Origin of the sequence: Arthrobacter gyeryongensis (assembly GCF_039543785.1) — a bacterium.
In the GTDB taxonomy this organism is placed as follows: Bacteria; Actinomycetota; Actinomycetes; order Actinomycetales; family Micrococcaceae; genus Arthrobacter; species Arthrobacter gyeryongensis.
The window spans coordinates 20,752-44,071 of record NZ_BAABKK010000005.1; the positions used below are offsets into that span (position 1 = coordinate 20,752).

The 23,320-nt window shown below is 64.4% G+C and carries 25 protein-coding genes; 7 read left to right on the top strand and 18 right to left on the bottom strand.

What is annotated here, in order from left to right:
- Window positions 1-6: 6 nt before the first annotated feature.
- Together ABEA18_RS03385 and ABEA18_RS03390 are read right to left on the bottom strand one after the other, a co-directional pair.
- Window positions 7-1,734, bottom strand: a complete 1,728-nt coding sequence (locus ABEA18_RS03385) for a urocanate hydratase (protein WP_345447918.1) — start codon at window positions 1,732-1,734, stop codon at window positions 7-9.
- 243 nt (window positions 1,735-1,977) lie between these two features.
- Window positions 1,978-2,781, bottom strand: a complete 804-nt coding sequence (locus ABEA18_RS03390; protein WP_345447919.1) for an IclR family transcriptional regulator — start codon at window positions 2,779-2,781, stop codon at window positions 1,978-1,980.
- 286 nt (window positions 2,782-3,067) lie between these two features.
- On the opposite strand from ABEA18_RS03390, the gene ABEA18_RS03395 reads away from it, so the two are divergent.
- A complete protein-coding gene (locus tag ABEA18_RS03395; RefSeq protein ID WP_345447920.1) occupies window positions 3,068-4,549 on the top strand; it encodes an amino acid permease in 1,482 nt (493 codons plus the stop codon).
- A gap of 101 nt (window positions 4,550-4,650) precedes the next feature.
- Entirely contained in the window at window positions 4,651-5,286 is a 636-nt protein-coding gene (locus ABEA18_RS03400) for a LysE family translocator (protein WP_345447921.1), read from the top strand.
- Window positions 5,287-5,313: 27 nt separating this feature from the next.
- Here ABEA18_RS03400 and ABEA18_RS03405 read toward each other — a convergent pair whose 3' ends face one another.
- A complete protein-coding gene (locus ABEA18_RS03405) occupies window positions 5,314-6,003 on the bottom strand; it encodes a hypothetical protein (RefSeq protein ID WP_345447922.1) in 690 nt (229 codons plus the stop codon).
- Between the two features lie 287 nt (window positions 6,004-6,290).
- On the opposite strand from ABEA18_RS03405, the gene ABEA18_RS03410 reads away from it, so the two are divergent.
- Entirely contained in the window at window positions 6,291-6,542 is a 252-nt protein-coding gene (locus ABEA18_RS03410) for a hypothetical protein (protein ID WP_345447923.1), read from the top strand.
- Between the two features lie 35 nt (window positions 6,543-6,577).
- Window positions 6,578-6,775, top strand: coding sequence for a helix-turn-helix domain-containing protein (locus ABEA18_RS03415; RefSeq protein ID WP_425550469.1), 198 nt, complete (start codon window positions 6,578-6,580; stop codon window positions 6,773-6,775).
- On the opposite strand, the gene ABEA18_RS03420 is transcribed toward ABEA18_RS03415, so the two are convergent.
- From ABEA18_RS03420 to ABEA18_RS03455, 8 genes are all read right to left on the bottom strand, one after another.
- Window positions 6,753-7,763, bottom strand: coding sequence for a LacI family DNA-binding transcriptional regulator (locus tag ABEA18_RS03420; protein ID WP_345448000.1), 1,011 nt, complete (start codon window positions 7,761-7,763; stop codon window positions 6,753-6,755). The genes ABEA18_RS03415 and ABEA18_RS03420 overlap by 23 nt on opposite strands.
- Before the next feature lie 121 nt (window positions 7,764-7,884).
- Complete coding sequence (locus ABEA18_RS03425) at window positions 7,885-8,790, bottom strand: carbohydrate ABC transporter permease (protein WP_234754003.1); 906 nt, start codon at window positions 8,788-8,790, stop codon at window positions 7,885-7,887.
- Window positions 8,787-9,668: a carbohydrate ABC transporter permease gene (locus ABEA18_RS03430; protein ID WP_345447924.1), complete on the bottom strand. Its 882-nt coding sequence runs from the start codon at window positions 9,666-9,668 to the stop codon at window positions 8,787-8,789. Before ABEA18_RS03430 ends, ABEA18_RS03425 begins: the two co-directional genes overlap by 4 nt.
- A gap of 46 nt (window positions 9,669-9,714) precedes the next feature.
- The gene (locus ABEA18_RS03435; RefSeq protein ID WP_345447925.1) at window positions 9,715-11,049 is read right to left on the bottom strand and encodes an ABC transporter substrate-binding protein; all 1,335 of its coding nucleotides are present in this window, start codon (window positions 11,047-11,049) and stop codon (window positions 9,715-9,717) included.
- Between the two features lie 45 nt (window positions 11,050-11,094).
- Complete coding sequence (locus ABEA18_RS03440; RefSeq protein ID WP_345447926.1) at window positions 11,095-12,531, bottom strand: glycoside hydrolase family protein; 1,437 nt, start codon at window positions 12,529-12,531, stop codon at window positions 11,095-11,097.
- 163 nt (window positions 12,532-12,694) lie between these two features.
- Window positions 12,695-13,837, bottom strand: a complete 1,143-nt coding sequence (locus tag ABEA18_RS03445) for a GGDEF domain-containing protein (RefSeq protein WP_345447927.1) — start codon at window positions 13,835-13,837, stop codon at window positions 12,695-12,697.
- Between the two features lie 45 nt (window positions 13,838-13,882).
- Window positions 13,883-14,626 carry a 3-hydroxybutyrate dehydrogenase gene (locus ABEA18_RS03450; protein WP_345447928.1) on the bottom strand — a complete coding sequence of 248 codons (744 nt, stop codon included), beginning with the start codon at window positions 14,624-14,626 and terminating at the stop codon, window positions 13,883-13,885.
- Window positions 14,623-15,999 carry an MFS transporter gene (locus tag ABEA18_RS03455; protein WP_345447929.1) on the bottom strand — a complete coding sequence of 459 codons (1,377 nt, stop codon included), beginning with the start codon at window positions 15,997-15,999 and terminating at the stop codon, window positions 14,623-14,625. Before ABEA18_RS03455 ends, ABEA18_RS03450 begins: the two co-directional genes overlap by 4 nt.
- Window positions 16,000-16,128: 129 nt before the next feature.
- On the opposite strand from ABEA18_RS03455, the gene ABEA18_RS03460 reads away from it, so the two are divergent.
- Window positions 16,129-17,025, top strand: a complete 897-nt coding sequence (locus ABEA18_RS03460) for a LysR family transcriptional regulator (protein ID WP_345447930.1) — start codon at window positions 16,129-16,131, stop codon at window positions 17,023-17,025.
- Window positions 17,026-17,089: 64 nt separating this feature from the next.
- Here ABEA18_RS03460 and ABEA18_RS03465 read toward each other — a convergent pair whose 3' ends face one another.
- From ABEA18_RS03465 to ABEA18_RS03475, 3 genes are all read right to left on the bottom strand, one after another.
- Complete coding sequence (locus ABEA18_RS03465) at window positions 17,090-17,980, bottom strand: spermidine synthase (protein ID WP_345447931.1); 891 nt, start codon at window positions 17,978-17,980, stop codon at window positions 17,090-17,092.
- A gap of 90 nt (window positions 17,981-18,070) precedes the next feature.
- Complete coding sequence (locus ABEA18_RS03470; protein ID WP_345447932.1) at window positions 18,071-18,574, bottom strand: GNAT family N-acetyltransferase; 504 nt, start codon at window positions 18,572-18,574, stop codon at window positions 18,071-18,073.
- A 15-nt stretch (window positions 18,575-18,589) separates the two neighbouring features.
- Window positions 18,590-19,273: an O-methyltransferase gene (locus ABEA18_RS03475; protein WP_345447933.1), complete on the bottom strand. Its 684-nt coding sequence runs from the start codon at window positions 19,271-19,273 to the stop codon at window positions 18,590-18,592.
- Between the two features lie 214 nt (window positions 19,274-19,487).
- Between ABEA18_RS03475 and ABEA18_RS03480 the strand changes: the two genes are divergently transcribed.
- Window positions 19,488-20,474 carry an Abi family protein gene (locus ABEA18_RS03480; RefSeq protein ID WP_345447934.1) on the top strand — a complete coding sequence of 329 codons (987 nt, stop codon included), beginning with the start codon at window positions 19,488-19,490 and terminating at the stop codon, window positions 20,472-20,474.
- A 121-nt stretch (window positions 20,475-20,595) separates the two neighbouring features.
- Here the strand turns inward: ABEA18_RS03480 and ABEA18_RS03485 are convergent, their stop codons facing one another.
- Window positions 20,596-20,919, bottom strand: coding sequence for a thiamine-binding protein (locus ABEA18_RS03485; protein WP_345447935.1), 324 nt, complete (start codon window positions 20,917-20,919; stop codon window positions 20,596-20,598).
- 70 nt (window positions 20,920-20,989) lie between these two features.
- Here ABEA18_RS03485 and ABEA18_RS03490 point away from each other — a divergent pair, with 70 nt between their 5' ends.
- Window positions 20,990-21,610: a TetR/AcrR family transcriptional regulator gene (locus tag ABEA18_RS03490; RefSeq protein WP_345447936.1), complete on the top strand. Its 621-nt coding sequence runs from the start codon at window positions 20,990-20,992 to the stop codon at window positions 21,608-21,610.
- 56 nt (window positions 21,611-21,666) lie between these two features.
- Here ABEA18_RS03490 and ABEA18_RS03495 read toward each other — a convergent pair whose 3' ends face one another.
- The 3 genes from ABEA18_RS03495 to ABEA18_RS03505 are packed head-to-tail and all read right to left on the bottom strand — an operon-like array spanning window position 21,667 to window position 23,215.
- The gene (locus tag ABEA18_RS03495; protein ID WP_345447937.1) at window positions 21,667-21,978 is read right to left on the bottom strand and encodes an AzlD domain-containing protein; all 312 of its coding nucleotides are present in this window, start codon (window positions 21,976-21,978) and stop codon (window positions 21,667-21,669) included.
- Window positions 21,975-22,727: an AzlC family ABC transporter permease gene (locus tag ABEA18_RS03500; protein ID WP_345448001.1), complete on the bottom strand. Its 753-nt coding sequence runs from the start codon at window positions 22,725-22,727 to the stop codon at window positions 21,975-21,977. Before ABEA18_RS03500 ends, ABEA18_RS03495 begins: the two co-directional genes overlap by 4 nt.
- Window positions 22,724-23,215: a DoxX family protein gene (locus ABEA18_RS03505; protein ID WP_345447938.1), complete on the bottom strand. Its 492-nt coding sequence runs from the start codon at window positions 23,213-23,215 to the stop codon at window positions 22,724-22,726. The genes ABEA18_RS03500 and ABEA18_RS03505 overlap by 4 nt, the downstream gene beginning before the upstream one ends.
- Window positions 23,216-23,320 lie beyond the last annotated feature (105 nt).

Here is a 23,320-nt window from a genome sequence, read left to right on the forward strand (position 1 = left end):
GTCTGGTTAGCGGGTTTCTTCCATGGGGATGCGGACGCCGCGTTCGTGGGCGACCTCGATGGCGCGGTCGTAGCCGGCGTCGGCGTGGCGGATGACGCCCATGCCGGGGTCGTTGGTGAGGAGGCGTTCGAGTTTCTGCGCGGCGAGCTCGGTGCCGTCGGCGACCGAGACCTGGCCGGTGTGGATGGAGCGGCCGATGCCCACGCCGCCGCCGTGGTGGATGGAGACCCAGGTCGCGCCGGAGGACGCGGCGGTCAGGGCGTTGAGCAGGGGCCAGTCGGCGATCGCGTCGGAGCCGTCTTTCATGGACTCGGTTTCCCGGTAGGGGGAGGCCACGGAGCCGGAGTCCAGGTGGTCCCGGCCGATCACGATGGGGGCCTTGACTTTGCCTTCTTTCACGAGCTGGTTGAACAGCAGCCCTGCTTTGGCGCGTTCGCCGTAGCCGAGCCAGCAGATCCGGGCCGGGAGGCCTTCGAACTCGACCCGTTCGGCGGCGGCGTCGAGCCATTTGTGCAGGTGGGTGTTCTCGGGGAACAGTTCCTTGATGGCCTTGTCGGTCACGGCGATGTCTTCGGGATCCCCGGAGAGCGCGACCCAGCGGAACGGGCCCAGCCCTTCGCAGAACAGGGGCCGGATGTAGGCCGGGACGAAGCCGGGGAATTCGAAGGCCCGGTCGTAGCCGCCCTTGCGGGCTTCGTCGCGGATGGAGTTGCCGTAGTCAAAGACCTCGGCCCCGGCGTCCTGGAACTCGACCATGGCCTGGACGTGCTTGGCCATGGAGGCCTGGGCTTTCTTCGTGAAGCCTTCCGGGTCGGCTTCGGCCTCGGCGTGCCATTCGGCCACGGTGATGCCCTCGGGCAGGTAGGAGAGCGGGTCGTGCGCGGAGGTCTGGTCCGTCACGACATCGATGCTGATCTCCCCGGCCCGGTGCCGGGCCAGGAGCTCGGGGAAGACCTCGGCGGCGTTGCCGACGTAACCGACGGACCAGCCGCGGCGCTCGGCCTTGGCGGCCTGGACTTTGGCGATGGCGGTATCCAGGTCGGTTTCGACCTCGTCCAGGTAGCGTTTGCCCACGCGGCGGCGCAGCCGGGACTCGTCCACGTCCACGATCAGGCAGGCCCCGTCGTTCAGGGTCACCGCGAGCGGCTGGGCCCCGCCCATGCCACCGCACCCGCCGGTGAGCGTCAGGGTCCCGGCCAACGGCCCCTCGGTGGAGCCTTCCGGGGTCGGGGCCAGGCGGCCTGCGGCGCGGAGTTTGTTCCCGACGGCGGCGAAGGTCTCGTAGGTGCCCTGCAGGATGCCCTGGGTGCCGATGTAGATCCAGGACCCGGCCGTCATCTGCCCGTACATCATCAGGCCCTCGGCCTCCAGGCGGCGGAACTCCGGCCACGTCGCCCAGTCACCCACCAGGTTCGAGTTCGCCAGCAACACCCGCGGCGCCCACTCATGGGTGCGGAACACCCCGACGGGCTTGCCGGACTGCACCAGCAGGGTCTCGTCCTTCTCCATGGTCTCCAGGGTCCGGGTGATCGCGTCGAACGCGGCCCAGGACCGGGCAGCCCGGCCCGTGCCGCCGTACACGACCAGGTCATCCGGACGCTCGGCGACCTCCGGGTCCAGGTTGTTCATCAACATCCGCAACGGCGCTTCGGTCTGCCAGCTCTTCGCGGTCAGCTCCGTGCCGCGCGCGGCCTTGACCGGACGGGCTCCGGTAGTGAAATCGGCGGGTGCCATGATGACTCCTTCGTCTCTGGAGGTTGCTAGGTGGAAGTCCTTCTGTATCCAGTAGAGCCCCTCCGCAAGGGTCTTGGAATGGCTTTATGGAGGGTGCTGTCCGGAATACCAGACTCAACTGTCCCCACCGCCACCCTCGCCTCGCAAGCTCGGCCAGGGAACCCGGGCGGCGTGGGCCCCGCAGTAGATGTCGTTATGAGCGCCCAAAACGACACTTACTGCGAGTCAGTTGGGCCGGGCGGGCTAGGAAGGGCGGCCGTGGATGCGGATCGACAGTTCGTCCGCTGTTTTCTGGATTCGGGCGGCCAGCGCGGGCCATTCCTCAGCCGGCACCCGGTCCTCGAGGAATGTCACGGCGACTGCCGCCGTCGGCCATCCCAAATGGTCGGTGACGGCTGCGGCCACCGAGCCGAAGCCGGGGGTGACTTCGCCGTGTTCGGTGGCGTAGCCGCGCTGCCGGACCTGGTCCAAGTGCGAGGACAAGGCCGAGTACTTCATGATGGGCGATTCCATCTCGTGCCGGGCCGTAAAGGCGGCAGCATTCGGGTACAGGGCCCTGACCTGCGATTTCGGCAGGGCGGCCAGGATCGCTCGCCCGCTGGCCGTGAGGTGGCTGGGAAGCCGCACCCCGACGTCGGTCACGAGGGACGGGCGGTTCTTGGCCCGCTCCTCCACGATGTAAAGCACATCGCGGCCGTGCAGGACGGCCAAGTGGGCGCTCTCGCCGATCGCGTCCACAAGGGCGGCAAGCATGGGGCGGCCGAGCCGCGACAAAGGCTCTTGCCGCGAGTACGCCGAACTGAGTTCAAAGGCGCTGATACCCAGCCCGTAGCGCTGCTCCTCATGCAGGTGGAGGACGAAGCCGTTGGCCTCCATGACGCCAAGCAGGTGATAGACACTGGACCGGGGAAGGCCAAGCGCCGTGGCGATGTTTGACGCGGCCATCGGGCCACGCCGGGAAGCGAGCAACTTCAGGATGCGCAGGGTGTTCTCGGCGGCCGGGACTTTGGAAGCGGCCCGGCCTTGGGTGGACGGCTGTATGGTCATGGCTCCTCTTCGAGTGCACGGTAATGCCCGGCCCGCCCCTCCGCCACAAAGACGGCAAGGTGGGTGTCCGGGATCCCGTACTTAAGCGTGCGCCCCATGGAGCGGATCTAAAAGCCAATCAGAACATTAAGGTGTCTGGAATACCAGACATTTGCCCGCGAGACAATCACTCCGCGGCGCAGCGTCTGAGAACCGAGACAACGATGCGCCGTGAGACCCATCACAGGACGCTCCGAAATGGTCTGCTGGTTAACAGTCCCCCTCCCAATGACGAGAAGGTATTCGCATGCAGCAAGCCCCAACAGCCGTCAGGACGCCGGCCGCCAAAGTAGTCGAAGGCGTCGAAGGCGCAGTAACCACCGTTCTCAGCCGTGGCCTCAATGTCCGCCACATCCGCTTCATGGCCCTCGGTTCGGCCATCGGAACAGGTCTCTTCTACGGTTCTGCGTCTGCAATCCAAAAGGCCGGCCCGTCGGTTCTCTTCGCATATATGATCGGTGGCGCCGCCGTCTTCATGGTGATGCGGGCCCTCGGCGAGATGGCCGTCCGCCACCCCGTCTCCGGCTCGTTCGGCCAGTACGCCAGCCGCTACCTCGGACCGCTGGCAGGATTCATCACCGGGTGGACCTATGTCTTTGAAATGGCCATCGTGGCGATCGCGGACGTGACGGCATTCAGTATCTACATGGGCTTCTGGTTCCCGCAGGTGGACCGATGGATCTGGGTCCTGGCGATCATCCTCCTCCTTGGCGCCATGAACCTCCTGAGCGTGAAGGTCTTCGGCGAGCTTGAGTTTTGGTTCTCGCTCATCAAGGTGGTGGCCATCATCGCCATGATTGCGGGCGGCGCTGCGATCATCGTGTTCGGCTTCCACTCGGGCAACGGCGGCGCCGCACCAGGGCTGGGGAACCTCGTTGACCACGGCGGCATGTTCCCGAACGGTTTCGGCGGGCTCCTGGCCTCGTTCGCCGTCGTGATGTTCGCCTTCGGCGGGATCGAAACGATCGGCATCACGGCAGGCGAGGCCGCCGACCCCAAGAAGGTCATTCCGCAGGCCGTCAACACCGTCCCGGTGCGCGTACTGCTGTTCTACGTCCTGACGCTCGGCGTGCTCATGAGCTTGTTCCCCTGGAATGAAATCGGGAACAACGGCAGCCCGTTTGTGCAGATCTTCAGCGGCCTCGGCATCCCCGCAGCGCCCCACATCCTCAATGCCGTGGTCATCACTTCTGCGCTGTCAGCCATCAATAGCGACATTTTCGGCGCCGGACGCATCCTTTTCGGTCTTTCCCAGCAAGGACATGCTCCGAAGAGTTTCGGCAAGATCTCAAGGCACGGTGTTCCCTGGATGACTGTGGTCCTCATGGGTGGCATCCTGCTGGTGGGCGTGGTGCTCAACGCGGTGATTCCCGAGGACGTGTTCCTCGTGATCGCTTCCATCGCCACCTTCGCGACGGTGTGGGTGTGGGTCATGATCCTCGCCTCCCACGTCGCCATGAAGCGCGAGATCAAGCGCAAGGGACTCCCGGCGTCGGAATTCGCATCGCCATGGTGGCCGGCAGCATCCGTGCTGACCATCGCCTTCATGGCCCTGGTGATCGTCATCCTTGGCGTCTTCGAGGACACCCGAGTGGCTTTGTACGTGGGCGCCGTGTGGCTCGGACTGCTGGTGCTGGCCTACAAGCTGTGGGTCCGCGGCGGCGGGCGCATTCGTGCGGATCTCGTGGACGAAACAGCCTCGATCCCCGTGATCGCCCAGCGGCACTAGCGGACACTGCCCGACGGCGGCTGCCCCCACTAGCCATCGACCGTCACCGCCGGCCAGCGCTAGCCATCGACCGTCACCGCCGGCCAGCGCTATCATCAGGCATGGTTCCGTTCACCAACCTCCTGGCGTTTGCGCTGGCCGCACTGGTCCTCATCGCCATCCCCGGTCCCAGCGTCCTGTTCGTGATTGGACGCTCCCTCGCCCTCGGCCGCAAAGGCGGACTCCTGAGCGTGCTCGGAAACGCGCTTGGCATGGTTCCGCAGATCATCGCCGTGGCGCTCGGGCTTGGTGCGGTCCTGGCGCAATCGATCGTGCTCTTCACCATCATCAAGTTCGGTGGCGCGGCGTATCTGGTCTATCTCGGGGTGCAGGCGATCCGCCACCGCAGCGGGCGTTCGACGGCGGCTGGCCCCGCGCCGTCGCGGTCCATGTGGCGGCTCATCCGCGAGGGTTTTGTCGTCGGTGCGAGCAACCCGAAATCGATCGTTTTCTTCGTGGCCGTGCTGCCCCAGTTCGTGGAATATTCGAGCGGCAGCATTCCGCTTCAGCTCGCCGAACTCGGAAGTGTTTTCCTGGTGATCGCCCTGGTCTCCGACAGTATCTGGGCCCTCGCAGCGGGCACGGCACGCCACTGGTTTGCCAGCTCCCCGCGGCGGATCTCCACCCTGGGTGCCACGGGCGGGGTCATGATGATCGGGCTCGGCGGAACCTTGGCGCTTACAGGCACCAAGTCTTAGCGCCTAGGACCAGATGCAACTGCGGACTCAGCCGGCAGGAAGCCAATCCACGTGCGAGTCCGAGTCGTAGACCCGGCAAACCCGCACGCTGTCCTGGGCAGGACCATCGACAAGCTTGAGGGTGACCTTCATGAGGATGTCGTACGACGCCAGACCGGAGGCCGCCGTTGACTGCACGGGGTTTCCCGAGAACGCGATGGAAACCACTGTGAATGGCCGGGGTACCACCGTTCCGGTCACAATTGAGGAGTGCGCCGCATCGCTTTGCAGCCGTGCGGTGCAGCTGTCCTTGATGCGCTGGATCCCGGCTGCGTCGAGGCCTTGCTGCACAGGAGCAGGCGCCGCGGGAGCCGGCGCTGGCGCGGCTGGTGCCGGCACCGGGGCATCGGGCTTGGCACTGCTCGCCGGGGCAGGGACCGGGGCCTGACTTGAAGGCGCAGAGCTGGCGGAAGCGCTGGCAGAAGCAGCGCTGGCCGAAGCAGCGCTGGCGGCTGGGGCGGAAGCGCTGGCGGCTGGGGCTGAAGCGGTGGCACTCGGCGTCGTGGCCGGTGTCCTGGTGGCACCGGATGCAGGAGCCGCCGCACTGACAATGGCCGACGGCGCGGCGCCGGCCATCGAGTTTGATGATGTCTGCGTGGCGTTGAGGGTTATCGCCCCCGCCAGCCCGGCCGCCACCACCCCCGCAACGACAATTCCTGCTTTTGCCGCTCGTTGCATTGTTCCCCCTCCCAGACCTGACGGAACATTTGCTTTGAGCGTATGGACTGTTCGCCCGGCCTGGCATGCGTAACCCCTACCCGTCTTTTGCACGGACTACTCGGGTCACCACTTGCTTGCGCTGGGGTGCCTGTCCGAGTAGTGGTCCAAGTGACGTGAGTGGCCCATGTGCCATAACGGGTGCAAGTCACTCATGTGTTGCGTGTGGTCGGCGCCTACCGTTGGAAGATCGCGACTGCAAGGGAGTGATTCCGATGTTCGATCCTTACTCAAGGCACGCTGCTCGGATGCGCAAGCAGCGCCGCCATGCGCTGGCTTTGCGACTTTGCCAGGTATTTTCGCGCGCATCCAAGCAGGTCAAAACGACCGTCTCCCCTTTCAAGGTGGGAGACTACCTGGCTGGAGACGATCCCTTCAACGGGTCAAAGGAAGGCGTGGTGGTCGTCATCAAAGGTCCATCGATTGGCTTGAGAACCGTCGTGCCAACAGGTGGCACCCTGGTCTACTACGACTACCGCCAATTGCGGAGGCCGTGGTGAATATGTCCGCCGCCGGTATTCCAGGCAACCGGTTCATGACAATCGCCGAGGTTGCCCAGGCGCTGCGGGTATCCAGAATGACCGTTTACCGGCTCGTGAACTCGCACGCCATCCACGCGGTGCGGTTCGGGCGGTCATACCGCGTTCCGGAGTCGGCGGTGGAGTCCTACATTGAGCATTCCGCCGTGGACGAAGCCGAGCAGAATCCCCCTAAAGCAGCCGGGAACCCGTGAGGGTAATCGGTCCAACGGAATCCCGCTCCACCGGCGGGCATTCAAGCTTAAGCACCGGGCTCCCCGCCGGTTCGTCGACGCCGAGAAGCAAGCGCACACCCGCGGCGCCTAGCTCGTAGTGCGGCAGCGCGACGGTGGACAGCGGTGGCCGCATGTGGGCGGCGATGACTTCCTGGTTGTCGAAACCCACCACGGCCATGTCATCGGGAATGGACAGCCCCTCTTGCTTCAGCCCGTCGTAGAGACCCATGGCCATGCGGTCGTTGTAGCAGAAGACTGCCGTGACGTCGCGTTTGAGGAGTTCCTCGACTGCTCCGTAGCCACCTTCCTGGTCAGGATATGCGTCGAACACGAGGTGCGGATCGAATGCGATTCCGGCGGATTCGAGCGCTTCCCGGTAGCCCTGGAGGCGTCCGTCCTTCGCCGGTGCAGGAATCGTGGCGTTGATGAAGGCGATCCGCCGGTGTCCCTTGCGCACAAGGATGTCGGTGGCTTCCCGTCCGCCATGGACTTCATCCGGGACCACGGCCAAGGCGTCGGAGTCCGGGGAGAAGCAGTTGACCAGCACGAAGTCTGTCTCTTGCAACGCTGCGGGGATCTGAGTTGGGCGGTGGAACCATGTGGAGTACAGGATGCCGCGAACCTTGTGTTCGAGCATCATCGAGATGGCGTCTTTTTCGACAGGCTCGTCGCCCTCGGTGTTGGCGACCAGGAGCACGAATCCGTGTTTCCAAGCTTCGTCCTGGGCGCCGTGGATGATTTGCCCCGCGAAGGGCGTCGTGGCGATCGCGTCAGCGACGAGGCCAATGAACCGCGAACTGCCGCTCACGAGGTTCTTCGCGAGGGCGTTCGGGCGGTATCCCAGTTCGCGGATGGTCTCCAGGACGCGCTTGCGGGTCCCGGCGCCGATCCTGGCGTCTTTCTTGTTGTTAACAACCAGGGAAACCGTAGCAACGGAGACTCCAGCCCCTTCCGCCACGTCCCGCATCGTGACCGGATGACTCGTCCTCGGAGTCGCCGGTGGATGCGAGGGGTTAACCTCGGGTTCTCTCAAGCTTTTTTCAGACGTCATTGGCCCTCCCCTCACAGTCTATCCAGTGGCCTCGTGCTCACCCCTTCGTCGCCCCGCTCTCGAGGCCTTGGATCATCGCCTTGTTGAGGACAAGGAACACGAGCAGCAAAGGGGTGATGGTGATGCAGACAGCGGCGAACGTCGCGGTCCAGTCGACCTTGCCCATTGCGCCGATGTAGTTCTGCAGCCCCAGAGGGATGGTCTTGAGCCCTTCGGAAAGCACGAAGGTGTTCGCGAAGATGAAGTCGTTCCAGATGAAGATGCTGTTCACCAGGACCACTGTCACTACCGTGTTGGTGGAGAGCGGAAGGGTGATGAGCCCGAAGATCCGGTACGGGCCGGCGCCGTCCAGGGAGGCTGCCTCATAGGTCTCGCGGGGAATGTATTCAAAGAACGACGAGAAGAGGTAGATCGACATGGGAAGGGCGAACCCCGCCAAGGGGATGATCATCGATTGGTAGGTGTCCAGCAGGTTCACGGACGAGTAGTCGATGAACAGCGGCACCAGCGCGATCTGCACCGGCACGATGATGCCGATCAGGAAGAGGCCCCGGACGAATTTGCTGAACCGGAATCCGAGGACCTGCAAGGCATAGGCTGCCATCATGCCCAGCAGGACGATCAGGAGGTTGGCACCCATCGTGACGATGAAACTGTTCAGGATGTTCTGGCCGAGGTTGCCGGTCTGGAAAGCGCGGGCGTAGTTGTCGAAGCTGATGGAACTCGGCAGCGCGAAGGGATCACCCGTGGCGAAGTCGTGCTCGTTGCGCAGGCTCGTGAGGAACAGCCAGGCGAGGGGGTAGACCTGCACGACGACGATGAGGACGATCAGCACCCTCGACAAGCTTCGGAAGACGTTTGGCTTGCGCCGCCGACGTCGGGGGGCCGGGCTGCTTGGCGGGGCCGGGATCGGCCGGGTAACCGGGGCTGTTTGCGCGGTCATGCGTCAGCCTTTCGTTTGAGCATGAGCAAGATGAATCCGACGGCGACGAGGCACTCCACCACGATGAACACCGAGATGGTGCTGGCGTAGCCGAAGTCGGTGCTGGTGAACGCGGTTTTGTACATGTAGGTCGTCAGGAGCTCCGAGGACTGGCCAGGGCCGCCGTTCGTCATGAGGTAAGGGATATCGAATCCACGCAGGCCGTAGGTCGTGGCCATGATGGTTGTGGTGATCCACACGGGCCGGATGTGCGGGAACCTGATCTTGGTGAACAGCTGCCACCGGTTGGCGCCGTCCAGGCGTGCCGCCTCTTCAAGTTCCTGCGGGACGGCAAGCAGCGCGGCGTAGATGATGAGCATGTAGAGCCCCGTGAACCGCCAGCCTTCGGGGGCTGAAACTGCCGCCAGGACAGTATTGACGTCCGAAAGCCAGGGGCGTTCAAGGCTGCCCAGCCCGATCCAGCCGAGGACTTGGTTGAGGAGCCCCACCGGATCGATCGAGTAGATCCTCACAAAGAGGAAGGCGATGGCAACCGTCGAGATCACCGCCGGCAGGAGATACAGGGTTTTGACGAGCTCGCGGCCTCTTCGCAGCGAGGTCAGGAGACTGGCGACGAACAATGCGCCGCCCAATTGGAGGACGAGGCAGATGGCGAGGTAGCCGAGGGCGTTGAAGAAGGAACGCCAGAACACGCCGTCGCCGGTGAGCATGTGTACGTAGTTTGTGAAGCCCACGAACTCCATGTCACTGATGCCGTTCCAGGAGAAGAAGCTGAGGAACAGCGATTGCAGTATCGGGAACAGCACCGCGACGCCGTAGAGAAGCAGCGGCGGAAGCAGGAAGACCAGGACCGAGAGTCGTGATCGATTGGGAAGCATGGGAGGGCCTTTCGGGTGGGGGGCCTGGGCCCCCCACCGCTGCGTGTTATTTGAAGAACTTGGGAGCGTTCTGTGCGATGGTGCTATCCATCGTGCTGGTGAACTCGGCAGGTTTGACGTTGCCCTGGGCCAAGAGCACGAGCTCTTGTTGCAGCCTGCTGTTGGTGGTCGGATCGAGCTGCGTGTCCCACGGCATCGCGAGCTTCGACCCGAGATCCTTCGCCTGGTCAACTGCCTTTTTGTACAGTGGCGTGGCGTTGGCTGGAATCGTCGTCTGGACGTTCGTCGTCGGCGAGAGGGCACCCGTGGCCGCGTACTCCGAGGGGTACTTGGCGAGGGCGAATTTCAGGAAGTCGCTCACGAGCGGGTCGAAGGTCTTCGAGTTGACCGCCATGCCTATACCTGAGGTTGCCACGTACTCGTTGGCGGCCGTGGCGGAACTTGGCGTGGCCGGAAGCGTGAAGTAGTCGACGTCGTTGCGCACCGCCGGATTCAGCTTGTCGGTCGCGAGGCTGGGCAGTTCCCAGGTACCGATGTTGTACATGGCGGCCTTGCCGGAGGTGAAGAGGTTCTGGGCGTCAGAGTAGCCCTGCGAGGAGAAGCCGTCCTGGAAGCAGCCTGCCCCTCCGAGCTGGCTTATCCAGTTGACTGTCTTCTGGCCTGTGGCGTCGCTGAACTTCGCGTCACCTTTCTTGAGCTTCTGCAAGAAGTCGGGCCCGGCGTCGCGGAAGGGCTGGTAGGAGACATAGCGCTCAAGCGGCCACTGGTCCTGTCCGTCAAGGGCGAGGGGCGTAATGCCGGCCTTGCGCAGGGCGGTGCACATCGCGGGGATGTCGTCGAGTGACTTCGGCACGGACACTCCAGCCTGCTGGAAAAGGGCCTTGTTGTACCAGAAGTACTCGAGCTCGAACTGGAACGGGATCATGTAGAGGGATCCGTCGTCGAAACGTTGGTAATTCAGGGCGTTCGTCCGGTAGGTGTCGTAGACACCGAGGTCCTTGAGCAGCTTCTCGGCGTCGACCATCTTGCCTTGCTTGGCGAGTTGCTGGGCGAAGGGCGTGGCGTCCGTATCGAACAGCTCCGGGAGCTTGTTCGCAGCTGCGAGGGTTTCGTACTTCTGGATATACGAGGGCCGGTCAGGGGTCGTGATCAGGTTGAGGGAAAAGCCGGGATGGGTCTGGGCGTACTCGTCGGCCACCTTTTTCATGACGTTGATGACTGCACCGTCGGCCGGCCGGGACAGCAGCCACGAGATTTGCCGCGGTTTGATGTCTCCGGTGGGGTTGACGTTGGAGGCGCTGCCGGCCCCTCCACCGCCGCAGGCGGAGAGTGCGAGGGCTGCGGCCGCTGCTACGGCGGCCGTTCGTATGAGCTTCTTCATGGGGGAAATCTCCTTTGATTTGAACGGAGGTCTGGCGCTGGGTATTTAGTTGTCAGTGCGCTTACGTATCTCAAGGTCAGTGAGGGTGATGGTGCCTTCACCGGCGAAAACGCCGATCCGGCCGTCCGGCAGCCCGTAGATCCGGGTGCTCAAGGCGACCTGCCGGTCGACGACGGCGACGCAGAGGTCCCCGTCCACGACAACTTCGAGGGTGTGTTCTCCGGGAGCGAGCTCGCAGGGGCGTTCCAGCTCGATCTCGAAGGGAACATCCCCCGAGACGTGCCATTGCGCGTCGCCGTTGATCTGACGGGGCCATCGGTCGAACACCATGCGTCCGCGCTTCGGTTCCAGGCGGATGATGTAGGACTCGTCTCCGTCCGGGCTTGAGCGGAGCAGCAGGCCGCATTCGGTGGTATCGGGTTCTATCTGCAGCACCGCCCGGGCGTAGAACTGCCGCGGGAGGACCTCATCGGACACCAAGGCCGAGTACCCGTCGGGAGCATGCAGCACCTCCGGAAGGGCGCTGCCGAAGGTTACCGGGATCTCGTCCCAGAAGCTCTCGACAAGCTCGTCGGCGAGGGAAAACGCGAGGGTGCCGTCGTCGTTCTGGCGGGCCTCGAGGACGGACATCGTGCCCGCCCACTGCCAGGCGCCGTCGTCGCGGTTGTCCGTCTTGCTGGCGATCCAGCCGAAGAAGAACCGGCGGCCATCCCGCTCGGCCGTCTTCGAGGCATAGAAGGCGCGGCCGTCAACGCTGTCCCGCGGCGGCACGATCCATGGCCCATCGGGACTTTTCGCCATACGGTAGCGGGTGGTGAAGGACTCGGAGAACTCCGAATAGACCAGGTACCACCAGTCACCCCAGGCGAAAACGTCGGGACATTCGTGCGTGATGTACCGGCGGGGATCCCAGAACGGCTCGGCATGCTCCCAATCCATCAGGTTCGGTGAGACGCATTGGGCGACCAGCCCGCGACGGCGGTCCGGACCGTCCGCGTGCCGTGCGGCCAGGAGCATCCGCCATAGGCCGCTGGCCTCGTCCTTGAAAACGAAAGGATCGCGCCAGTCGCCGGATTCGTAGCCGGCCGGGGCGCCGAAGGTCAACTCCGGATGCTTGACCCACGTCAGCATTCCGTCCGTGCTCGTGGCATGCATGACGAGTTGCAGCGGGACCCCGTCGGAGCCGAGGTGCCGGGGATTCTGTCCGGTGTAGAACAGGTGGTGTGTCCCGGAATCGTCGCACACAACACTGCCCGTGTATGCGTTGAAGTCCGCCTCGCCCTCCCCGCCATGGCGCAGCGACACTCCATGGTCCTCGAACCGGGTCAGGTCCTTGGTGGTCACGAGATTCCAGGACGTTCCCGGCTTCGGGTCGTTCCGCACCTCGTGCAGATAGAAAAGCCAAAACTCCCCGTCCTTCTGGAACGGGATCACGTCTCCGACCCATCCATCGGTGGGTTGGAAGAAGACTGAGTAAGTCATCGGCGTTGATGTCCATTTCTGCTAAAGCGTTTGATCACTGCAAGCGTAACCGAGGTCACACTTTTGATCAAGCGTTTAAGCAGATTGTTTTGGCGGACTGGTCCGAAGGCTGCGGGGTTGCCCCGGCGGTGCGGGAGTTAGCGCACAGCGACTGGCTACGCGGCTAGGCAGTTGCGCAGACCGCGCGGTTCCGTCCAAAGGACTTGGCCTGGTACAGGGCTTTGTCGGCGGCCACGATCATGTGGGCAACGTCGGCGTTGGCGAGGGTGCTGGGGGCGATGCCATAGCTCACAGTGGGGAAGGTGACGCCGTCCGGCGGTTCTGCCGAGGCCAAACGGCGGCTGATTTCGTTGGCAATGATTTCTGCACTCTCGAGATCGGCCCCGGGAAGCAGGATGGTGAATTCCTCTCCGCCATACCTCCCGACAAGGTCTGTGTGGCGGACCGAGGCCTGACACGCCGCGGCGAAGGCCTGGATGGCGGTGTCGCCCGCGGCGTGGCCATGCTTGTCGTTGAGTGATTTGAAATGGTCGAGGTCGGCGAGGATCAACGTGGAGATCGATCCGGCAGAGTGCAGCCTGCCGATCTCCTGGGTGGCCAACTCCATGAAGGCGGTACGGTTAAGGAGCCCCGTCAGGCCGTCCCGGGTGGCGCGTTCGTTGAGCCCGTTGATGAGCTGCTCGTTACTTAGCGCAGTCATACTGAAGGACACAGTGACAAGAAGGACGATGGTGACCACGCTGGTGGTTGCCGAGCTGAGGAAGGTGCCGAAATCCGGACCGTCGGGTCCTTCAACGACATATGCGATCCCGCGGCAGAAGAAGAACGACCCCAGCACTCCTGCGGCGAGCGCCAAGGAGCGATGGGCCCGTGAAACGCCGGGCTTCAACCGCCAGAGTTCAACCGTTGCCAAACCCATGCCCAAGGACATCATGGCCAAATACACCAGGCCGCCGGACCATGCGTTGGTGGCTGGGTTCTCCAGCGTGGCGGCAACAGCCGTGGCGACGGGTCCGGTGAGGAGCTGCCATCGCGGCGTCGCAAGCAAGCGCAGGGAGCGCGAGCCCGCCCACACGCTGAACGCCCCGGCCACCAGCAAAGCATTGCCGAGTGGCCCCGCCCAGATTTGCTGGGGAGTCCCGGCGAGCAGGTACGCCATGTTCCCCGAGAGCAAGAAAACGAGGGCGAGGCACCACCACCCGCTGTACGCGGAGCGGGTCCGGCGGAACGATCCGAAAAACAGCAGGCAGAGCGTAAAAGCGACAATGCCCAGAGCTATCTTCAGGCTGACCGGATCGAGACCCATATTCGCTCCCCTCGTGGGCACCAGCCTACGACATCGAGGGGTAAGTTAACGGGCGGACCAGCCCCCGTCCATCGTGTAGCTGGCTCCGGTGACCATGCCGGCGTCGTCGGACGCTATCCACGCGGCCAGTGACGCGACTTCCTCCGGCTCCACGAGGCGCTTCACCGCGGACTCCGTCAGCATGACCTTCGCCAGGACTTCCGATTCAGGGATGCCGTGCAGCAGCGCCTGGTCCGCGATCTGCTTCTCGACGAGGGGCGTACGCACGTATCCCGGATTGATGCAGTTGGAGGTGACCCCGTGCTGGCCGCCCTCCAAGGCCGTCACTTTGCTGAGCCCCTCGAGCCCGTGCTTGGCCGAGACATACGCGCTCTTGAATGCCGATGCCCGCAGCCCATGGACCGAGGAGATGTTGATGATCCGGCCGAATCCGTTGGTGTACATGTGCGGAAGTGCTGCCCGGATAAGGAGGAAAGGGGCTTCGAGCATAAGGGTCAGGATGCGGCGGAAGTCTGCCGGTTCGAATTCTTCGATGGGGGCAACCTTCTGGATGCCGGCATTGTTCACGAGGATGTCGCAATCCAGGCTGAGTCCCGCCAGGGCCTCGGTGTCGAGCAAGTCGACGGCCCAGGCGGTGCCGCCCAGCTTGTCGGCGAGCGCCGCGGCTGCGGCGGCATCGACGTCGGCCACCACAACCTTCGCGCCCCGCGCGGCGAGGGCCGTGGCACATGCTGCGCCGATGCCGCCCGCTCCGCCGGTCACCAGGGCCTTGCGGCCCTCCAGGCTCATGCGCGGACACCCATGGGGAGGCCGTGGCGAACAGCGTCGGCCTTGTCAACGTCTTCCAGCGCCACTCCGCGGGTCTCCTTGAGCGTCAAGACGACGACGGCAGTGATGGCGCAGGCGATCACCAGGTAGATCGCCGTAGGCATCCAGGAACCGGTGTCCTTGAGCCACTGCGTCGCCAAGAGCGGGGCCAGCGAACCGGCGAAAATCGAGGTGACTTGCGAGCCAAGGGAGACGCCCGAGTAGCGCATCCGGGTGGGGAAGAGCTCGGTCATGATGGCCGGCTGTCCTGCGTACATGAAGGCATGCAGGCAGAGGCCGATGGTCACGGCGGCAACGATTACCACGGGGTTCTTGGTGTCGAACATGGGGAAGGCGAAGAACGGCCAGGTCGCACCGCTTATGGCACCGATCAGGTAAACCGGCTTGCGCCCCCAATTGTCCGCAAGCCGGCCGATCTGCGGGATGACCACGAAGTGGACAACGTGTGCGATCAGCAGTGCGAGCAGCAAGGACGAGGTGTCGTACTTGTCCACGCTCTTGAGGTACACAATCGAGAAGCTCACCACGAGGTAGTACATGATGTTCTCCGCGAGCCTAAGCCCCATGGCCTGCAGGATGCCCTTGGGGTACTTGCGGATGACTTCGCCGACACCGTAGCTGATGGCCTGTTCCTTCTCCACCTGGGCTTTCGCCTCGAGGAAGATCGGGGCCTCGGTCACGTGGGTGCGGATGTAGTAGCCCACGAAGACGATCACGGCGGAGAGCCAGAACGCCACACGCCATCCCCAGCTGAGGAATGCTGCGCCGCTGAGCGTGGTGGACATGATGAAGAGGACCAGCGTGGCGAGGAGGTTGCCGACGGGAACCGCGGCCTGCGGCCAGCTCGACCAGAATCCGCGGGACTCCTTGGGGCTGTGCTCTGCCACCAGCAGCACCGCGCCGCCCCATTCGCCACCCAGTGCGAAGCCTTGGATGAAACGGAGCGCCACGAGCATGGCCGGCGCCCAGTAACCGAGGTCGGCGAAGCCCGGGAGGCAACCCATGAGGAAAGTGGACACGCCGACAATCACAATGGTGAGCTGCAGGGTGGGTTTGCGGCCGAGCCTGTCTCCGATCTGGCCGAAGACGATGCCGCCCAAGGGCCGGGCCACGAAGCCCACCGCGTACGTCAGGAACGCCTGGATGATGCCGTCAAGGTCGTTGCCGGTGGGCGGGAAGAAGTACTTGCCGAAAACCAGGGTTGCGGCGGTGGCGTAGAGGAAGAATTCGTACCATTCCACAACGGTGCCCACCATTGAGGCGGCGACGATCTTCTTGAGGCCTGAGCCTTTGCCTGTGGCGGCGCCTGCTGCGGAGCGTTGTCCTACGCTCATGTCCATCTCCTTAGTGTCCACACTGACACGTGTTGTGATCCACAACACGAAATGCTCCAATGAGTATTGCCGCACATTTCTGCGGCTTCAATAACCAAAATGGCACTAAGTGTGTGCAGAATTGCAGATATGAATCCGAATCCCGACGACCTCCTCGTCCTCCTCGCGGTGTCGCGCTCAGGTAAGTTCACGACGGCGGCCCAAGCCTTGGGATTGAACCACACCACTGTTTCCCGCAGGATCGCCGCGCTCGAAAAGGCGCTCGGCGGCCGGGTCCTCGCGCGGGCAGCAGGCGGATGGGAAGTCACGGAGCTCGGAGCGGAGGCCGTGGACGTGGCAGAGCGGATCGAAGCGGCGGTGGGCGCGCTGGGACCGGAGGACCGCGCGCCGGACCCCATTGCCGGCGTCGTACGCATGACCGCAACTGACGGTTTCAGCGCCTACATCGCGGCACCGGCCGTGGCGCGCTTGCGGCGATCGCATCCCGGCCTCACGGTGGAGATCATCACCGTGACCCGCCGGGCGCTCCAGCAGCGTTCCGGCCTGGACCTCGAGGTGGTGGTTGGCGAACCCCAGGTGCACCGGGCCGAGGCCGTGTTGCTGGGCGAGTACATGCTGGGAATGTATGCATCGCGTGAGTACCTGGCTTTTCACGGGGTGCCGGGCACCGTGGAAGAGCTGACGCGGCATCAGCTGGTCTATTTCGTGGACTCCATGCTGCAAGTGGACGATCTCGATGCCCCTCGCCGGCTGGTCCCCTCCATGCGCGACGGCTTGAGCTCCACCAATGTCTTCGTCCACGTCGAGGCGACGCGCGCCGGGGCCGGCATCGGCTTCCTGCCGTGCTTCATGGCGGACCGGCACCCGGACCTGGTGCGGCTGCTGCCCTCGGACTTCTCGGAGCTGCTCCCCTACTGGATGGTCCTGCGGCCCGACTCGATGCGCCGCCCCGCCGTTGCCGCCGTCGTGCATGCGCTTCAAGAAGAGACGGCCGCCCACCACGAGCTGCTGCTGGCGCGCCGCTAGAGTCCCGACCCTCGCTCACATATGAGCCTTCCCCGGCCGACGCTCGCTCACATATGTTCGACCGTCAGGCGGCCGGCCGCGGGTCGTGCCGGATCTGGGCGCCTACGGCGAATGCCCGGACCTTGGCATCGTTCCAGATATGCGCGGGAACCGCCCCACCGAGCAGCTTCCGGGCCAGTTGGGGATCGTCGCCGAAGGGCTTGTGGCTGCCGGCCATGATCATGTTTCCGTACCGCCTGCCCTTGAGCATCGCGGGATCGGCAATAATCATCGTGTGCGCGAAGGTGTCTGCGATGGTGGCGGCGTCCTCGCGGGCGTTCTTGAGGTCCGGCGCATCTCCGGAATTCACCACATAAAGGCCGCCCGGCGCCAGCACCCTCTGCGCGTGATCGTTGAATTCGCGGGTCGTGAGCGCCCTCGGTGTGAGGGCGCCGGCAAAGACGTCCCGGATGATGAGGTCGCGGGTGGCCGGAGTGAGGCCTTCCGTGACTTCCCTGGCTTCGCCCACCCGGATTCGAAGCAGCGGGGCCTTCGGGAGATCGAACCAACCGCGCACGTAGTCGGCCAGCTTGCCGTCGAGTTCCACCACCACTTGGCGCGCGTCCGGGTAGGCGGCGTGGAAGTACCGGGCGAGGGAACATGCTCCGCCGCCGAGATGCAGGGCCCGCAACTTCGGCTTGGATTCGGGCGGCCATTTGGATTCAACCAGCGCGGCTATCCAGCGCATGTACTCGAAGTCCAGGAACAGCGGCTCTGCAACATCGATATGCGAGCTCATGACGCCGTTGATCTTCAGGAGCCAGCCGTTGGAATTGTCGGGGTCGGCAACCAACTCGCAGTCGCCGGTGTCGATGTAGTAGACGCCCTCCATGGGACCGTTCGGCTTCGTGCCCGCGGGCACCTCGATGACCCCGGCAGCTTGCCCGGCTCCCCTGCCCTTGCCACGCTTCGCCACTACTGCCGCCCTCTTCCGGTCATGCTTCAACCCTAGTTGAAGCCGCAGCCTTGCGGTCAGCCCCCGACGGCGGAACGCCCCATCGTGCAGTCAGCTCCCGACGGCGGAACGCACCATCCGAATTTCCGGTAGTTCGTGCCACTCCGGCGGCAAGAGCTGGCGTGTTCCGTCGGGCCGGAAACCGTTCTTGCGGTAGAAAGCCTGGGCACGCGGATTGTCTTCAAGCACCCACAGAAAGGCGGCAGAGTTGCCGATCACGGCGTCGATCAATGCTCGCCCCACGCCCAGACCGTGCACGCGACGAAGGGTGTAGATCACCTGCAGTTGAAGTTCGCAAGGCCGGTCCTCCTCCGGGGCCTCGCGAGCGAAGGCGATGCCCACCAAGGCGCCGTCGGAATCGTGGGCGAGCATCGGCTTGTACGAACCCGCCAAGGCTTCACGTTGCCTTTCGATCCGCGTGTTGATGGTGGCCTCATGGAGAGCAAAGAACTCCTCGGGCAAGAGGTGCCCGTAGCTTTCCCGCCAGGCAGCCAGATGCATGCGGGTCAAGGGCTCGGCGTCGTCCACGGTTGCCGGGCGGAGGGTAAATTCCATTCGCTCAGCCTAGCGTCACACCACCCGGGCTATCGCGAACCCGTCCCATCCCTTGGATCCAACTGTTTGGATGGCCGTTGCGTCGAGTCGCGGGTCCCTGCCCATCATCTCCAGCGCCCCCACGATGCCCGGAGCGTTCACCTCATCCATGGAAGGATCCAGGATGGCACCCTCCCAGATGACGTTGTCCATCACGATCACCGTGCCTGGCCGCCCGAGCCTGATGGCCCAGTCCAGGTAGTTGGAATCGTTCTCCTTGTCGGCATCAATGAAGACGAAGTCGAACTGGCCGTCCCGCTCGGGATCTTCGGCCAGCGCAGCCAGGGTCTCCAACGCCGGGCCGATCCGGATGTCCACTTTGTGGCCGATCCCGGCCATGTCCACGTTCGCCCGCGCGATTTCAGCGTGTTTCGGGAGGTATTCGCAAGTGACCAGGCGGCCGTCGTCGGGCAGGCCCTGGGCCATCCAGATCGCGCTGAAGCCGGCCAACGTGCCGATTTCCAGTACGCGCCGCGCACCCGACAGCTGCACCAGCATCTTGAGCAGCTTGCCGGCGTTGGGTGCTACTTCGATGGGCGGCATCCCGGCGTCGAGGGCGGACTGCACCGCGTGTTTCAGCGCGGCGTTCGGGCGGACGACGGCGGTGGACAAGTATTCCTCGACAGCCACCCAGCCGGGCTGGGCCTTGTGTTCAAACATGGCCCCAGTCTTGCACCGGGCACCGACAGAGGGAAGGACCGGCTAACGAGGCATACTCGCCGGTTCAATTCCGGAAGGTATAACAACATTTGTTATACGGAGGCGCGTCTTTTTAGCTCGGTGACCGTGCTAAACTGGCCGCACTACATCCCCCACGCCTCTCTGCGATGCGCACTTGGGGGATTTTCTTTGCCACGGGCGAGGAGGAGCGCCGATGTCCCGACCACCGCGCCCACGCGGCACGTTCCCCTACAACAAGCCGCCGATGACGCACGAAGAGCTCGTGGGCCGACTCGCCGAGCGGGGGCTTCGGATCCCCGATGCGAGCAGGGCGGCCAGATACCTGCGGCATATCGGCTACTACCGGCTCTCGCCGTACACGATTCCCTTCCAGCAGGGTCGGCCCGACCACCTCTTCCGCGAGGGGACTGCGTTCGACGACGTACTCGACCTTTACGTCTTCGACCGCGCGCTCCGGCTACTCGTCATGGATGCGCTAGAGCGCGTCGAGGTCGCCGTGCGCGCGGCGCTCACCGACCACATGTCGACGGCGTACGGGGATCCGCACTGGTACGTGGACCCGTCCCGGTTCCGGCACCGAGGGAGGCATGCGGGCCTACTGCGGATCGTCAACGAAACGTGCGCAGAGCGGCTGCGCGGATCGCCGGATGCGGGCGAGGACTCGCTTGTCCATCGCTCGGCTCTCGAGCACTACCTGACGACCTACGGCTCGCCCGACCTGCCGCCCTCATGGCTCATGGTGGAGACGCTGACCATCGGCCAACTGAGCAGTGTGTACCGCAACCTGGATCTGCGCTCAGATCGGACCGCGGTCGCGAAAAGCATCGGCCTAACTGCGCCCCTGCTTGAGTCTTGGCTGCAGAGCTATGTCCGCGTCCGGAACATCTGCGCGCACCACGGGCGGCTATGGAACGTCGGCCTCGGTGTCTACCCAGCGATCCCGACCTCGCCCGCAGTCTCGTGGCTGAGGGGCAAGGACGCCCTGCCCGAGCGGTCGAGGAAGCGCCTTTATCCCGTCCTGGTCTCGCTGCAGTCCGTGCTCGACGCAATATCACCGCGCAGCAGCTGGGCGGGACGCCTCCATAGTCTCGTCAGCGCCCGCCCGCGGATGAACCTCGCGGGGATGGGGGTGCCCGAAAACTGGGCGCAGGACGCCTTCTGGTCCCGGCACATTTCCTAACGCGGGAGACCGACGTACAGAAAATCGTGGACCTGCTGCGGGTTGGGCGCGCCCAGCGACGATGTCTACCGCTCATCTGTTTAGTTTGCGGTGGCGTCCAGATCGCCAAGCACGTCAAGGGCTACTCGCCTTGGGCGATCGCCTTCTCGAGCCGCTCGACCTTGCCCGTAATCTCCCCCGCATATCCCGGCCGGATATCCGCCTTGATCACCAGGGACACCCGGCTCCCGTACTTGCTCACCGCCTCGGTGGCGCGCTTGACGACGTCGAACACTTCATCCCACTCACCCTCGATGGTGGTGAACATCGAGTCCGTCTGGTTGGGGAGCCCGGATTCGCGGACGATCTTCACGGCCTCGGCAACGGCATCGTGCACCGAGCCATCAACGGATGCGGCGCCAGCAGCGGGCTGGCCGGACGGGGCAACTGAAAAGGCAAGCAACATGAATCCAGTCTTTCACGGGCAAGAATGTCACAAAAGTGATTGGAGCCCCTCCGTTGCTACTGTGAGCAGCATGGACCGGCCCTTGGAACGCAAGCCACTTAGAGCTGATGCTGCGCGCAATGTAGACAAGATCATCACGGCGGCGCGCCAGTGCTTCCGCGAGCTGGGCCCGGAGGTTCCCCTCCAGACGATCGCCACCACCGCAGGTGTTGGCCCGGCTACACTGTTCCGCAACTTCGCTGACAAAGAACAACTCGTCTTGGCCGCCCTGTCGCGGCAACTCAGGCTTCATGTGGACCCGGTCGTGGAAGATGCCCTCGCGGGCATGGATGCCGCCGTCGGGCTTATCAACGTGATCGACGCCGTGGTGCAGGTTGCCAGCGAAGACGCGAACCTGCTGGGTGCCGTCGCCGGCCGACGCGGACTCCTGGTGGGCATCACGGGCGGCTTGATCGATTCCTTGGCCGAGCTGCTTGGCCGCGGCCAGGGCCAGGGTTCGCTGCGCCGGGACATTACCATTGAGGACATGGTGCGCCTTGTTGCCATGCTGATCGGCGCCGTGGACACCATGGAGCCGGGGTCCCGCGCTTGGGAACGGCCGGTTGCCCTCCTTGAGGACGCCATCCGCACCGAACGCCCGTCGCGCCCGCTGCCGCAGCAGACCCCCATCCCAGGGATGACTTTCCAGTAACCAGCGCACGACGACGTTGCGCGCCGCGGCGATGGTTGGAAACCCCGCGTGGTGGTTCAGCGCCAACCGAGCAGCCGCAGGCAGGCGGCCGCCGCCGATCCGACGATGACCACCACAAGGAACGGGGCACGGAGCCACAGCGCGACGGCCCCCGCTGCCAGCGCACCGAGCCGGGCGTCGAAGGCGAGGGACTGTCCGGATGCCACCGCGTTGACGACTGTCAGGGACGCCAGCAGGCCGATGGTCATCGTGCCGGCCACGCGCATCATGCGGGGACTCCGCAGCAGTTTCGCCGGCACGAAATAGCCCGAAAGTTTCGTGACGTACGCCAGTCCGCAGGCGATGAGGATCCAGAGCCAAAGGTTCATTCGGCGTTCCTTTCGCGGCTGGCAGCGTCGGCGCTGGAATGACCGTGCGGGTAGGGATCGACGTCGGGCTCCATGCCTTCGTCGCTGCGCCCGTGGCTGAACCAGCCGATGGCCCCGGCCACGACGGCGGCCACGAGGATGGGTACGCCCGCCGGAACGAACGGGACCGCGATGATGGTTGCCAGGGCAGCCGCCGCGGCAATCGCCCAAGGTTCATGACCCTTGAGCCGCGGCCAGAGCAGGCCGAGGAACGCTGCCACGGCCGCGCCGTCGAGCCCCCATTGCTTGGGATCGCCCAAGGCATCGCCGGCCAGCGCGCCGACGGCCGTAAAGATGTTCCACAGCACGAAAATGCCGAGTCCGGCGGTCCAGAAGCCACGGCGCTGTTCGTCGGAATCGCTTTGTCCAGATGCAGTGGCCGTGGACTCGTCGATGGTGATGTGTGCTTGCGGGTACTTGAGCCAACCGCGGGGGCGCAACAGCGCGTTCATCTGCATCCCGTAGATGCCGTTGCGCAAGCCCAGCAACGCGGCCGCGGTCATGGCCGCAATGCCGGAACCGCCGCCGGCCACGACGCCGATGAAGGCGAACTGCGAGCCGCCGCTGAACATGAGCAGGCTGAACGCCATGGTCTGCCAGAAACTGAACCCGGAAGCTGAGGCCAACGCCCCGAAGGAGATGCCGTAGAGGCCAGTTGCGATGCTGATGGAGAGACCCACCTTCACCGCCGGGGATTCGAGGAGTTTCATGCGCCCCGTTTCGCTCCGGCCAAGCTCCATGCCCACAGGATCAGAGGGATCTGCAAGGGCAGCCGCAGTGTGTGGATCCGCCGAGCGGACACCGTCCCTGTAGGCGAGTAGGCGCGACGGAGCGCGTCCACGTGGCCGGCCAGGAACGCCGTGAACATCAGCGTAGTGCCGCGGGCTGCAGCCCTACGCGTGGCAGGAATGAGGAGTCCGACGGCGGCAACCGCCTCAAGCAGTCCACTCACCGCGATCCATTCCTCCCGGGACATGACCGCGAAGGCGCCGTTCCGAGGTGCGGTCGCGTTGGCCTTGCCTTGGCCGGCTTCGAGTTCGGCGTCTCCCGGATTGTCAACGCGGCATAGATAATCCGGGACGACCGGGGCAAAGAACTTCGGCTGCTGGAAGTGCTTCCTGGCGCTGACGAGTAACAGTGCACTCATGGCCGCCGCGGAGATTGTCTGGGTTGTCCGGGCGGACCATGAAAAAGGCATGTATTCATGCAACCACAGCCCCGCCCGGCGCGGTAACCGAAGAGTTGGCGGGTCGGTCGGATGCAATTCCTACCCGTTCAGAATATTGGACTTAGTTCAGCATGA

What these genes read in the sequence shown, in the direction of transcription:
- ABEA18_RS03385 (WP_345447918.1), bottom strand. Translation starts at nt 1,734, where the DNA reads ATGGCACCCGCCGATTTCACTACCGGAGCCCGTCCGGTCAAGGCCGCG.
- ABEA18_RS03470 (WP_345447932.1), bottom strand. Translation starts at nt 18,574, where the DNA reads ATGGAATTTACCCTCCGCCCGGCAACCGTGGACGACGCCGAGCCCTTG.
- ABEA18_RS03455 (WP_345447929.1), bottom strand. Translation starts at nt 15,999, where the DNA reads ATGAGCGTAGGACAACGCTCCGCAGCAGGCGCCGCCACAGGCAAAGGC.
- ABEA18_RS03505 (WP_345447938.1), bottom strand. Translation starts at nt 23,215, where the DNA reads ATGCCTTTTTCATGGTCCGCCCGGACAACCCAGACAATCTCCGCGGCG.
- ABEA18_RS03410 (WP_345447923.1), top strand. Translation starts at nt 6,291, where the DNA reads ATGCGCAAGCAGCGCCGCCATGCGCTGGCTTTGCGACTTTGCCAGGTA.
- ABEA18_RS03435 (WP_345447925.1), bottom strand. Translation starts at nt 11,049, where the DNA reads ATGAAGAAGCTCATACGAACGGCCGCCGTAGCAGCGGCCGCAGCCCTC.
- ABEA18_RS03485 (WP_345447935.1), bottom strand. Translation starts at nt 20,919, where the DNA reads ATGTTGCTTGCCTTTTCAGTTGCCCCGTCCGGCCAGCCCGCTGCTGGC.
- ABEA18_RS03395 (WP_345447920.1), top strand. Translation starts at nt 3,068, where the DNA reads ATGCAGCAAGCCCCAACAGCCGTCAGGACGCCGGCCGCCAAAGTAGTC.
- ABEA18_RS03475 (WP_345447933.1), bottom strand. Translation starts at nt 19,273, where the DNA reads ATGTTTGAACACAAGGCCCAGCCCGGCTGGGTGGCTGTCGAGGAATAC.
- ABEA18_RS03430 (WP_345447924.1), bottom strand. Translation starts at nt 9,668, where the DNA reads ATGCTTCCCAATCGATCACGACTCTCGGTCCTGGTCTTCCTGCTTCCG.
- ABEA18_RS03480 (WP_345447934.1), top strand. Translation starts at nt 19,488, where the DNA reads ATGTCCCGACCACCGCGCCCACGCGGCACGTTCCCCTACAACAAGCCG.
- ABEA18_RS03445 (WP_345447927.1), bottom strand. Translation starts at nt 13,837, where the DNA reads ATGGGTCTCGATCCGGTCAGCCTGAAGATAGCTCTGGGCATTGTCGCT.
- ABEA18_RS03420 (WP_345448000.1), bottom strand. Translation starts at nt 7,763, where the DNA reads ATGCGGGACGTGGCGGAAGGGGCTGGAGTCTCCGTTGCTACGGTTTCC.
- ABEA18_RS03415 (WP_425550469.1), top strand. Translation starts at nt 6,578, where the DNA reads ATGACAATCGCCGAGGTTGCCCAGGCGCTGCGGGTATCCAGAATGACC.
- ABEA18_RS03425 (WP_234754003.1), bottom strand. Translation starts at nt 8,790, where the DNA reads ATGACCGCGCAAACAGCCCCGGTTACCCGGCCGATCCCGGCCCCGCCA.
- ABEA18_RS03440 (WP_345447926.1), bottom strand. Translation starts at nt 12,531, where the DNA reads ATGACTTACTCAGTCTTCTTCCAACCCACCGATGGATGGGTCGGAGAC.
- ABEA18_RS03450 (WP_345447928.1), bottom strand. Translation starts at nt 14,626, where the DNA reads ATGAGCCTGGAGGGCCGCAAGGCCCTGGTGACCGGCGGAGCGGGCGGC.
- ABEA18_RS03500 (WP_345448001.1), bottom strand. Translation starts at nt 22,727, where the DNA reads ATGAAACTCCTCGAATCCCCGGCGGTGAAGGTGGGTCTCTCCATCAGC.
- ABEA18_RS03405 (WP_345447922.1), bottom strand. Translation starts at nt 6,003, where the DNA reads ATGCAACGAGCGGCAAAAGCAGGAATTGTCGTTGCGGGGGTGGTGGCG.
- ABEA18_RS03390 (WP_345447919.1), bottom strand. Translation starts at nt 2,781, where the DNA reads ATGACCATACAGCCGTCCACCCAAGGCCGGGCCGCTTCCAAAGTCCCG.
- ABEA18_RS03490 (WP_345447936.1), top strand. Translation starts at nt 20,990, where the DNA reads ATGGACCGGCCCTTGGAACGCAAGCCACTTAGAGCTGATGCTGCGCGC.
- ABEA18_RS03400 (WP_345447921.1), top strand. Translation starts at nt 4,651, where the DNA reads ATGGTTCCGTTCACCAACCTCCTGGCGTTTGCGCTGGCCGCACTGGTC.
- ABEA18_RS03495 (WP_345447937.1), bottom strand. Translation starts at nt 21,978, where the DNA reads ATGAACCTTTGGCTCTGGATCCTCATCGCCTGCGGACTGGCGTACGTC.
- ABEA18_RS03460 (WP_345447930.1), top strand. Translation starts at nt 16,129, where the DNA reads ATGAATCCGAATCCCGACGACCTCCTCGTCCTCCTCGCGGTGTCGCGC.